Annotated in this window: 14 protein-coding genes; all 14 read right to left on the minus strand. The window is 54.8% G+C overall.

Annotated elements, in window-relative coordinates:
- Positions 1-11 precede the first annotated feature (11 nt).
- The 14 genes from rpsC to HEQ34_RS04930 all read right to left on the minus strand — a co-directional run bounded on the left by rpsC (position 12) and on the right by HEQ34_RS04930 (position 11,179).
- Positions 12-716: a 30S ribosomal protein S3 gene (rpsC, locus tag HEQ34_RS04865; protein ID WP_125229585.1), complete on the minus strand. Its 705-nt coding sequence runs from the start codon at positions 714-716 to the stop codon at positions 12-14.
- Positions 717-719: 3 nt separating this feature from the next.
- A complete protein-coding gene (gene rplV / locus HEQ34_RS04870; protein WP_295442686.1) occupies positions 720-1,100 on the minus strand; it encodes a 50S ribosomal protein L22 in 381 nt (126 codons plus the stop codon).
- Positions 1,100-1,375 carry a 30S ribosomal protein S19 gene (rpsS, locus tag HEQ34_RS04875; protein WP_295442689.1) on the minus strand — a complete coding sequence of 92 codons (276 nt, stop codon included), beginning with the start codon at positions 1,373-1,375 and terminating at the stop codon, positions 1,100-1,102. The genes rplV and rpsS overlap by 1 nt, the downstream gene beginning before the upstream one ends.
- 3 nt (positions 1,376-1,378) lie before the next feature.
- The gene (gene rplB, locus HEQ34_RS04880) at positions 1,379-2,215 is read right to left on the minus strand and encodes a 50S ribosomal protein L2 (RefSeq protein WP_296198170.1); all 837 of its coding nucleotides are present in this window, start codon (positions 2,213-2,215) and stop codon (positions 1,379-1,381) included.
- A 10-nt stretch (positions 2,216-2,225) separates the two neighbouring features.
- On the minus strand, positions 2,226-2,534 hold the full coding sequence (locus HEQ34_RS04885; protein WP_296198173.1) for a 50S ribosomal protein L23: 309 nt from the start codon (positions 2,532-2,534) through the stop codon (positions 2,226-2,228).
- Positions 2,534-3,175, minus strand: coding sequence for a 50S ribosomal protein L4 (gene rplD, locus HEQ34_RS04890; protein WP_296198176.1), 642 nt, complete (start codon positions 3,173-3,175; stop codon positions 2,534-2,536). The genes HEQ34_RS04885 and rplD overlap by 1 nt, the downstream gene beginning before the upstream one ends.
- Before the next feature lie 3 nt (positions 3,176-3,178).
- Entirely contained in the window at positions 3,179-4,036 is an 858-nt protein-coding gene (gene rplC, locus HEQ34_RS04895; RefSeq protein ID WP_296198179.1) for a 50S ribosomal protein L3, read from the minus strand.
- A 323-nt stretch (positions 4,037-4,359) separates the two neighbouring features.
- A complete protein-coding gene (rpsJ, locus tag HEQ34_RS04900) occupies positions 4,360-4,671 on the minus strand; it encodes a 30S ribosomal protein S10 (protein WP_022672862.1) in 312 nt (103 codons plus the stop codon).
- Between the two features lie 147 nt (positions 4,672-4,818).
- Complete coding sequence (gene tuf / locus HEQ34_RS04905) at positions 4,819-6,009, minus strand: elongation factor Tu (protein ID WP_296198181.1); 1,191 nt, start codon at positions 6,007-6,009, stop codon at positions 4,819-4,821.
- A 91-nt stretch (positions 6,010-6,100) separates the two neighbouring features.
- Entirely contained in the window at positions 6,101-8,173 is a 2,073-nt protein-coding gene (fusA, locus tag HEQ34_RS04910; protein WP_296198184.1) for an elongation factor G, read from the minus strand.
- A 228-nt stretch (positions 8,174-8,401) separates the two neighbouring features.
- The gene (gene rpsG, locus HEQ34_RS04915; protein WP_125229576.1) at positions 8,402-8,872 is read right to left on the minus strand and encodes a 30S ribosomal protein S7; all 471 of its coding nucleotides are present in this window, start codon (positions 8,870-8,872) and stop codon (positions 8,402-8,404) included.
- Between the two features lie 183 nt (positions 8,873-9,055).
- Positions 9,056-9,427, minus strand: coding sequence for a 30S ribosomal protein S12 (gene rpsL / locus HEQ34_RS04920; protein WP_295442718.1), 372 nt, complete (start codon positions 9,425-9,427; stop codon positions 9,056-9,058).
- 182 nt (positions 9,428-9,609) lie between these two features.
- The gene (locus tag HEQ34_RS04925; RefSeq protein WP_296198187.1) at positions 9,610-10,131 is read right to left on the minus strand and encodes an isoprenylcysteine carboxylmethyltransferase family protein; all 522 of its coding nucleotides are present in this window, start codon (positions 10,129-10,131) and stop codon (positions 9,610-9,612) included.
- 16 nt (positions 10,132-10,147) lie between these two features.
- Positions 10,148-11,179: a type III polyketide synthase gene (locus HEQ34_RS04930; protein ID WP_296198191.1), complete on the minus strand. Its 1,032-nt coding sequence runs from the start codon at positions 11,177-11,179 to the stop codon at positions 10,148-10,150.
- Between the last annotated feature and the right edge of the window lie 59 nt (positions 11,180-11,238).

Below are 11,238 nucleotides of genomic sequence, written 5' to 3' on the forward strand. Positions count from 1 at the left end.
GTTCCTAACCTTTAGCGGCGGTCAGACTGCGGACGGACGCCGGAAGTCTGCGCTTCCATCATCAGCCGGTCAGTTGCCATTGGGTCATGACCCAAGATTTCGCCTTTGAAGATCCAGCATTTAATGCCGATGATGCCATAAGCAGTCAGCGCTTCAGCTTCGGCATAGTCAATGTTGGCACGAAGGGTATGTGCAGGCACGCGGCCTTCGCGGTATGATTCAACGCGGGCAATTTCTGCGCCACCCAAACGACCCCCGCAGGTGATCTTGATGCCTTCCGCACCCAAACGCATGGCAGACTGCATCGCGCGCTTCATGGCGCGACGGAAAGCGATACGGCGGATAAGCTGGTCAGCAATGCCTTGCGCTACGAGCTTTGCGTCAACTTCCGGCTTGCGGATTTCAACGATGTTCAACGACACTTCAGCGGTGGTGAACTTGTTGATCAGCTTCTTCAGCTTTTCAATGTCTGCACCCTTCTTGCCGATGATCACGCCAGGACGGGCTGCGTAGATTGAAACGCGGCAGTTCTTGGCAGGACGCTCGATAACGACCTTTGAAATCGCTGCTTGTGGCAGTGTTTCAAAGATGAACTTGCGGATTTTGATATCTTCCAGAAGCATGCGGCCATATTCCGCACCTTCGGCGTACCAACGGCTATCCCAAGTCCGGTTGATTTGCAGGCGAAGCCCGATTGGATTTGATTTCTGACCCATGACTTATGCCTCTTCTTGCTGTTCGCGCACAACGATACGCAGACGGCTGAATGGTTTAACGATCCGGCTCGACTTGCCGCGGCCGCGGGCCATGAAACGCTTCATGGTCAGCGCCTTGCCAACGCTTGCCTCGGCGACGACAAGGCTGTCGACATCAAGATTGTGGTTGTTTTCGGCGTTGGCGATGGCGGATGCCAGAACCTTGCGCACGTCATCTGCCATTCCCTTGGTGGAGAATTTCAGGATGTTGAGCGCGTCTTCGGCTTTCTTGCCACGGATCAGCGCGGCAACGAGACCAAGCTTCTGAGCCGAACCACGGATGGTTGTGCCCACTGCCAGTGCTTCGTTGTCGGCGACACGACGGGGTGCGGATGCCTTACCCATTAGCGTTTGCCCTTCTTATCTGCGCCATGGCCATGATAAGTGCGCGTTGGAGCGAACTCACCAAGCTTATGACCGACCATGTCCTCATTCACCGAAACGGGAATGAACTTATGGCCATTATAGACGCTGAACGTCAGGCCAACGAACTGAGGCAGGATTGTCGAGCGACGCGACCAAGTCTTGATTGGTGCAGCCTTCGATGCTTCCTGAGCGGTTTCTGCTTTTTTCAACAGATAGAGGTCAACAAACGGACCTTTCCAGACGGAACGAGACATGAGTTACCTCTTCTTCTTAGCATGCCGCGAACGGATGATCATCCGGTCGGTCGACTTGTTGCTGCGGGTACGAGCACCCTTTGTTGGCTTACCCCAAGGTGTAACCGGATGGCGGCCACCTGAAGTACGACCCTCACCACCACCATGCGGGTGATCGACTGGGTTCTTAGCAACACCGCGCGTCAGCGGGCGAATACCGCGCCAACGGTTACGGCCTGCCTTAGCAAGTGTCGTGTTCGAGTTGTCAGGGTTCGAAACCGCACCAACTGTGCCCATGCAAGTGCCGAGAATGTAGCGCTGCTCACCTGAGTTCAGGCGAACGATAACGCGACCACCGTCACGACCAACGAGTTGCACATATGTGCCCGCCGAACGGGCGATCTGGCCACCCTTGCCGGGCTTCATTTCGATGTTGTGGCAAATGGTGCCAACCGGCATCTGGCTCAGCAACATTGCGTTACCAGGCTTAACGTCGGTCTTTTCGCCAGCGACAATAGAATCACCAACGGCGAGACGCTGCGGCGCAATGATGTAAGCCAATTCACCGTCTTCGTACTTTACAAGCGCGATGAAGGCAGAACGGTTGGGGTCATATTCCAGACGCTCAACCGTTGCAGGCATATCCCATTTACGACGCTTGAAGTCGATCAGACGATATTTCTGCTTGTGACCGCCGCCGATACCGCGCGACGTCACATGACCCTTGTTGTTACGGCCGCCGGTCTTGCTCTTGCCTTCGGTCAGACCCTTTACAGGACCGCCTTTGTACAAGCTTGACCGGTCAACCAGCACAAGGCCGCGACGGGCGGGGCTAGTTGGTTTGTAGCTTTTGAGTGCCATTATCCTGCCCTTAAATACCGGTGGTCACGTCGATGCTCTGGCCTTCGGCCAAAGTTACGATCGCTTTTTTGACATCCGAGCGCTTGTAGGGCTTGCCCTTCCAACGCTTGGTTTTGCCCTTTTGCACGAGGGTGTTCACGTTCGTGACCTTCACATCGAACAAGGCCTCTACGGCTGCCTTGATCTGTGGCTTGGTCGAGCTTCCCGTAACCTTGAACACAACAGCGTTATGTTCCGACAGCAGGGTTGCTTTTTCGGTGATGTGCGGGGCAACGATGACGTCATAATGACGCACGTCGATTGCTTTATCCTTAGCCATTAGTTGGCACCTCCCGTAAGGGCGAAGCGTGCTTCCAACTTCTCGACCGCAGCGCGGGTCAAAACCAGAGTGTCATGCTTCAGGATGTCATAAACATTCGCGCCAACGGCTGGCATCACGTTGATGCCGACCAGATTAGCCGAAGCCAGACGGAAATTGTCGCTGACGGCGTCGCCATCGATAACCAATGTCGACTTGCCGAAACCGAGCTTGCCAACTTGACCCTTAAGCGCCGCAGTCTTTGCAGCAGCCAGATCAAGATTTTCAAGAACGATTAACGAACCCGACTTTGCTTTGCTCGAAAGCGCCATCTTCAGACCCAATGAACGGATCTTCTTGTTCAACGACGGGTTAAAGTCACGCAGACGGGCACCATGGGCCTTACCACCACCGATGAAGATCGGCGCAGCGCGGTCACCGTGACGGGCAGTACCGCCACCCTTCTGGTTACCAAATTTCTTGCCGGTGCGTGCAACGTCCGAACGCTCACGGGTAGGACGAGCCGTACCGCGGGCCTTCTCACGCTGCCAGGTGACAACACGGTGCAAAATGTCGGCGCGTGGCTCAATGCCAAATACGTCGTCATTCAGGTCGATGTCGCCCTTTGCTTTGGCGTCGAGGGTTTGAACCTTGAGCTTCATGGTTTAGCCCTCCTTCTTTTCTTCGCCGGCGTCTGCAGCAGGTGCTTCAACAGCAGCGGCTTCGACAGCGGGTGCAGCTTCAGCGGGGACCTCAATAGAGGGCGCTTCAGCTTCGACGGCTGGAGTGTCTGCAACGTCCACTTCGGTGTTGATGATGACGTCTTCAGCTATTGGAGCCTCATTGTCATTCTTCAACGCACCGGGGAATGGAGCAGCCTCAGGGGTGGGAACCTTCACCGCGTCACGAACAAGCAACCAGCCATTCTTCGCACCAGGGACAGAGCCCTTCACGAAAATGAGACCGCGCGCGACATCTGTGCGGACGATTTCGAGATTCTGCTGTGTACGCTGACGGTCGCCCATGTGGCCGGCCATTTTCTTGTTCTTGAACACCTTGCCCGGATCCTGGCGTTGGCCAGTCGAACCATGGGCACGGTGGGTAATCGAAACACCATGCGATGCACGCATACCGCCGAAGCCCCAACGCTTCATAGCGCCGGCAAAGCCCTTGCCCTGCGTGTGGCCAGTAATGTCAACCAATTGGCCGTCAATGAAATGGTCCGCAGAAACGGTGGCACCGACTGGCAACAAGCCATCAGCATTATCAACGCGGAATTCAGCGACGCGAGCTTTTGGCTCGATTTGTGCTTTAGCGAATTCGCCACGTTGCGGTTTGTTTACATTTTTCGCTTTACGGGCTCCTGCACCAAGGCGGACGGCAAAATAACCATCGCGTTCCTCGTTACGAGCTCCGACCACTTGGCAGCCTTCCAGCGCCAATACGGTGACAGGAACGTGACGGCCGTCTTCATTGAAGAGGCGCATCATACCCATCTTTTTCGCGATCACGCCAGTGCGCATGATCCATACTCCAACTTATGTCAGAGGCCCGGCTGGCACGATTGCCAGGAGGGCGTGACGCCTAAATCCAGCCCTGAATTCTAAGCATTGCCCCGTCCGGGCTAGGCACCAGTGGCACACCTTAATGCGCAATCTGGTAAGACGGGGAACGCAGCCCGGGCCAAATTACTCCGAAGAGTGACGCCCGGCGGTATTCCATTGTCCTCAGGGCCGAAGCCCCAATTTCGTAACCCCGACCGTAGCTGGGGCCTCAAGCAGCGTAGCGCTTGACCTATCTAGACCCCGGATCAAGTCCGGGGCTGCGCGTGCTTAATCCTTGCGGATTAAGCAAGCTTGATTTCGACATTCACACCAGCAGCAAGATCGAGCTTCATAAGCGCGTCTACGGTCTGTGGCGTGGGCTGCACAATGTCGAGCAACCTTTTATATGTCCGAACTTCGAACTGCTCGCGCGACTTTTTGTCGACGTGCGGCCCGCGGTTTACGGTGAACTTTTCGATACGAGTAGGAAGTGGAATTGGCCCACGAATAAGTGCGCCTGTGCGGCGAGCTGTGTCGGCAATATCGCCAGTCGCCTGATCGAGGACGCGATGGTCAAATGCTTTCAGACGGATGCGAATATTTTGCGTTTCCATGGTCTCACCAATTTCCAAATTCTATCAATATCAAAGAGCCGAAAAACAGCCACTCCGACTTACGCTTTCGAAGCCGGAGCAACTGTTTTAAATTTTTTAAAACCGCCCCGCCCGAATCAAGGATTCAGGCGGGATGCGAGGCCTATATTACTTCGTGATGGTGCTGACAACCCCAGAACCGACAGTACGTCCGCCTTCGCGAATTGCGAAGCGAAGACCTGGGTCCATAGCGATTGGTGCAATCAACTTAACAGCGATCGTTACGTTGTCGCCTGGCATAACCATTTCTGTGCCTTCTGGAAGGATCACTTCGCCGGTTACGTCAGTCGTACGGAAGTAGAACTGTGGACGATAGTTTGCGAAGAATGGCGTGTGACGGCCGCCTTCATCCTTTGAAAGAACATAGATTTCTGCCGAGAACTCAGTGTGCGGCGTAACCGAACCTGGCTTGCAGAGAACCTGTCCACGCTCAACTTCTTCACGACCTACGCCACGAACAAGCGCACCGATGTTGTCGCCTGCACGGCCTTCGTCGAGCAGCTTGCGGAACATTTCAACGCCAGTAACGGTCGTCTTCTTAGTGTCCTTGATACCAACGATTTCAACTTCTTCGCCGACCTTGACGATACCGGTTTCAACGCGGCCCGTTACAACGGTACCACGACCCGAGATCGAGAACACGTCTTCGACTGGCATCAGGAATGGCTTGTCGATTGGACGCTCTGGCTGAGGAATAGCTGCATCAACGGCAGCCATCAATGCAAGGACCGATTCCTTACCGATGTTGTCGTCACGGCCTTCAAGCGCAGCAAGCGCCGAACCACGAACGATGGGAATATCGTCACCTGGGAAATCATACTTCGAAAGAAGCTCACGGATTTCCATTTCGACCAGTTCGAGAATTTCTTCGTCGTCAACCTGGTCAACCTTGTTCATGTAAACAACGAGGGCAGGAACGCCAACCTGACGTGCAAGCAAGATGTGCTCGCGAGTCTGTGGCATCGGGCCGTCAGCAGCGTTCACAACGAGGATAGCGCCGTCCATCTGCGCCGCACCGGTGATCATGTTCTTAACATAGTCAGCGTGGCCTGGGCAGTCGACGTGGGCGTAGTGACGCGCAGCGGTTTCATATTCGACGTGTGCGGTCGAAATCGTGATGCCGCGCTCGCGCTCTTCTGGCGCTTTATCGATGTTTGCGAAATCAACGGCGGTCCCGCCATGGGCTTCGGCCATCACCTTCGTTATCGCTGCGGTCAGCGTGGTCTTACCATGGTCAACGTGACCAATGGTACCGATGTTGCAATGCGGTTTCGTCCGCTCAAATTTAGCTTTTGCCATTTTCTCAAACCTTCTTTCGATTAGGTAATATTTTGATCAGGTGGGACGACGCCGTCTGAATCAGGCGCCGCCATTAGTCGGCTTTTGCCTATCAGGCAAGCTTCTCCTTGATTTCGGCTGCAACGTTCGACGGCACTTCATCATAATGATTGAAGAACATCGAATAGTTTGCACGTCCTTGCGTGAACGAGCGGAGCTGATTCACATAGCCGAACATGTTGGCCAAAGGCACCATGGACTCGACAACCTGTGCATTACCGCGGCTGTCAGTGCCCTGAATTTGACCACGACGTGAGTTCATGTCGCCGATCACATCGCCCAGATATTCTTCGGGAGATACAACTTCGACCTTCATAATTGGTTCAAGCAGCTTGATCCCTGCCTTTTGCGCAGCTTCACGCATACCAGCACGACCAGCGATTTCGAATGCCAAAGCCGACGAATCGACATCATGATACGCGCCGTCATACAGCGTGATTTCGAAATCGATGATTGGGAAGCCAATTAACGAGCCCGATAGTGCTGTTTCGCGCATGCCCTTTTCAACCGAGGGGATATATTCCTTTGGAATGTTACCGCCCTTGACTTCATCCTTAAACACAACGCCCGTGCCACGCTCGCCCGGCTTTACCGTGAACTTGATACGGCCAAACTGACCCGATCCACCCGACTGCTTTTTATGGGTGTAATCAACGTCAACTTCGCGTGCCAGATATTCGCGATACGCAACCTGCGGCGCGCCGACATTGGCTTCAACCTTGAATTCACGACGCATACGATCAACGATGATGTCGAGGTGAAGCTCGCCCATGCCCTTAATGATCGTTTGGCCCGATTCATGGTCAGTCGATACGCGGAACGAAGGATCTTCGGCGGACAGACGATTGAGCGCGATGCCCATCTTTTCTTGGTCAGCCTTGGTCTTTGGTTCCACCGACAGTTCGATAACTGGCTCAGGAAACTCCATACGCTCCAATATGATCGGGAAACGTTCGGCACACAACGTGTCGCCAGTGGTCGTTTCCTTCATGCCGGCAAGCGCGATGATGTCGCCTGCAAATGCTTCGTCAACGTCCTTACGTTCGTTGGCGTGCATTTCGAGCATACGCCCAACCTTTTCCTTCTTATCCTTCACCGAGTTCAGATACGTGCCCTTTAACAGGCTACCCGAATAGATGCGGATGAAGGTCAGCGAGCCAACGAACGGATCGTTCATGACCTTGAACGCCAGTGCCGAAAACGGCGCATCGTCCGTAGGAGGGCGGCTGTCTGGCTCAAGCGTGTCCATATGGACACCCTGCACGTCTTCAATGTCGAGCGGCGAAGGCAGATAATCGACAACGGCGTCGAGCAAAGGCTGAACGCCCTTGTTCTTAAACGCCGAGCCACAGCAGACAGGAACGAACGACTGGTTCAGCGTGCCCTTGCGGATCAGCGCCTTCAGCGTGGCCACGTCAGGCTCATTGCCTTCGAGATATGCTTCCATCGCAACATCGTCTTGCTCAACGGCAAGTTCGATTAGGTCGCTACGATATTTCGCTGCTTCAGCGGCCAAGTCAGCCGGGATATCTTCGTAGAAGAAATCGGCACCAAGAGATTCATCTTTCCAGATGATCGCGCGGTTGTGCACAAGGTCAACAAGACCCTTCAAATCCGCTTCAAGGCCGATTGGAATGTAAAGCACCGCTGGACGTGCACCCAGACGATCAATGATCGATTGCACGCAATATTTGAAGTTTGCGCCGGTACGGTCGAGCTTGTTGATGAAGCACATGCGTGGAACGCCATATTTGTCGGCCTGACGCCATACGGTTTCCGACTGAGGCTCAACGCCTGCAACGCCGTCGAAACATGCTACTGCGCCATCGAGAACGCGCAGTGAACGCTCAACTTCAATCGTGAAGTCAACGTGGCCTGGCGTATCAATAATGTTGATGCGGTGGTCATTCCAGAAGCAGGTGGTAGCAGCCGACGTAATCGTGATGCCACGCTCTTGCTCTTGCTCCATCCAATCCATGGTGGCGGCGCCATCATGCACTTCGCCGATTTTGTACGACTTACCAGTGTAGAAAAGGATACGCTCGGTGGTAGTGGTTTTACCGGCGTCGATATGCGCCATGATACCGATGTTGCGATACATATTGAGTGGATGGCTGCGTGCCATATTCGTTACTCCAGTGCGGGGCTGCGGTTCGCGCTGCCCTATAGGGAAAGGGGCTGGTTTATGCCAGCCCCCGATTTAACTCCCTCTCCCGCAGGCGGGAGAGGATACAAAGACTTGGCAGCTTGCTGCCTAGTCGGCGTTGGTGAGGGCTCCTGCCCTCTCCGCTGCGACTAACCGCCTTCGGCGTAAAGTCTCGCTGCCTCTCCCGCCTGCGGAAGAGGATTATACTTACCAGCGATAGTGTGCGAACGCTCGGTTGGCTTCTGCCATACGGTGCGTATCTTCACGTTTTTTGACAGCATTTCCGCGGTTCGACGCGGCATCCATCAGCTCACCGGACAAACGGGCGGCCATGGTGGTTTCGCTGCGGTTACGGGCAGCGCCGATCAACCAACGAATCGCAAGTGCCTGCGCGCGCTCTGGACGCACTTCGCAAGGAACCTGATAAGTCGCACCACCCACACGGCGGCTGCGCACTTCGATACCTGGCTTCACGTTATCCAACGCTTCATGGAAGGTCTGGATAGGATCTTTCTTGGCACGGGCTTCAACAGTTTCCAAAGCACCATAGACGATACGCTCTGCTGCTGACTTCTTACCGTCCAGCATCAGGTTGTTCATAAACTTCGAAAGCACGATATCACCGAATTTGGGATCGGGAAGGATGATGCGCTTTTCGGGACGACGACGACGTGACATAATTTATTTCCTTTATCTCGCTCGGCACTGCCTTTCCCTTTTTGGTCATCCTGAACTTGTCAGGGTCCATCGGGAAGGTTGGCGTGCCGTCAAATGGCCAATTAACCTCGTTTCGGGACGCTTGAGATCCTGAACAAAATCGCCTGAAGCGATTTTTTCAGGATGCCCCGTCCCCCGGACGGGTCACTTCGGACGCTTTGCACCATATTTGGAACGCGATTGCTTGCGGTCCTTTACACCCTGCGTATCGAGTACGCCGCGAAGCACGTGGTAACGCACACCGGGAAGGTCGCGTACGCGGCCGCCACGGATAAGCACAACGCTATGCTCTTGAAGGTTGTGGCCCTCACCTGGGATATAGGAAATAACTTCGCGCTGGTTTGTCAGGCGAATCTTCGCAACCTTACGCAAAGCCGAGTTCGGCTTTTTCGGGGTCGTTGTGTAAACGCGGGTGCAAACGCCGCGCTTCTGTGGATTTTGGTCCATCGCAGGGACCTTGGACTTGACCTTCTGCGGGGTCCGGCCCTTGCGAACCAGCTGGTTAATCGTTGGCATATCTTCACCTTTGTTAAGCGGTTACTTTAGGTGGCAAGGCGTTTTTTGCGGTGGAGGCTCAGCCTTTGATCCACCCGACCTGACACATAATGTGCTGCTATTTTGAGTAGTTCCCATGGGCCAAAGAGAATCATCCCTTCAGCTCCGAGAATGCGCGCCATTAGCGCCCGCTGGCTATCGGGTCAAGTAGTGCCGACCCGCTCCGTCAGCACGTCATTTTCGATCCTGATCCGCCACCATAAAAGCGCAGCGTTCAGTATCGAGAATGTGAATGCCATCGCGGGCGCACCCAAAAGAAGTGGCAACACAGCAATCTCCACAACGACCAAGGCATAATTGGGGTGCTTGATGAAACGATATGGGCCGCGCCGCACGCGCGGGAAATGTGGCGCGCTGATGATCCGCGTAGTCCACCATCTGCCAATACTCGCCAACGTCCAGAAGCGGAAGGTTTGGCTTGCGATAAATGCGTTGAGCAAAAGCAGGTTAGGTGCCGGTTCGGGCTTTGCGAACAATAGGATGGCGATTAGCCAACCGCTGTGGAGCACGATAAACAAAGGATAATGCTTCGCCCCATGCTCACGGCCACCTTCAGCCAGCAAACGGCGGGTGTTCGCGCTGGCATAAGCCAGTTCAGCCAGCCGCTGCAGGATGACATAAGCAAAGACAATGAGCGCCCAAACGGGCCAATCGAACACTGTCATGACTGATTCCCTTTCATCATGGCTTGAGAAGTCCCATCGCGCCAACAAATCCCGGTCCAAGTGCCGTTAACAATGTTGGTTTCTCAATTGGTCCGGCAGCAAGCAGAGCCTCCAACACAAACAACACCGTCGGCGAACTCATATTACCATGGTCGCGCAAGACCTTGCGCGTCGCGGCCAAGTCATGACCCACATAATCGGCCAACGCATCGACCACGCGACCACCGCCCGGGTGACAGGCGGGTTCCGCCATGTCCGCTTTGGTCAGGCCATGTTTTGCGATAAAATCGTCGCACACGGGCGCAAAATGGCTGTTCACGAAAACAGGAATATCGCGCGCTAGCACCAGATCAAAACCTGTATCGCCAATCTCCCAGCCCATCATATCGAGCGTATCGGGCCAGACATGGCTCGCAAATGCACCCAATTGCGGCCCTGACCCAGCGCCGATGACCGCAGCGGCACAGCCATCGGCAAACAACGCAAGTGCAACCATATCTTTTTTATCCATGCGCGCATGGTCGTAGGCGAGGCTACACAGTTCAAGGCTGACCAGCAGGACCGGTTTGTCCGGGCACGCACGATACAGATCAGCCGCAACGCCAAGGCCGATGACCCCGCCAGCACAACCATAGCCAAATAAGGGTACGCAGCGTGTATCGGGCGCGAAACCCATTTTCGATATCATCCGGCTTGGCAGGCTGGGCGTCATCGTCCCCGTGGTCGATACGAAAACAATCTGCCCTATGTCAGAGGCCTGCAAATGCGCGCGCGCCAAAGCCTGCATGGCCGCCGCTTCAAAAATCTGGGCGGCGACAGTTTCATAAACGCCGGCGCGCTTTGCCCAGCTTCTGGAGTCAGAATAATATTCGGGCGGCATGGCTATATGGCGCTGCGAGATACCCGTGTTGCCCAATATTTCGGCCATGCGCGGAGGCAGGGCCTGCCCTTTGGCCACAGCCAAAATCGACAGGACATCATCTTGCGTAATGCGGTGCGGCGGCACGGCGGTGCCAAGCGAAATGAGTTGGGGAAGAATCTGTGGCATTAACGGTAACGGCTACGCCCGTTCAAAAGTTTCCGCCAGCCAGACTTTACCCCTAAACG

The sequence above is a fragment of the Sphingorhabdus sp. genome (assembly GCF_023910635.1).
In the GTDB taxonomy this organism is placed as follows: Bacteria; Pseudomonadota; Alphaproteobacteria; order Sphingomonadales; family Sphingomonadaceae; genus Sphingorhabdus_B.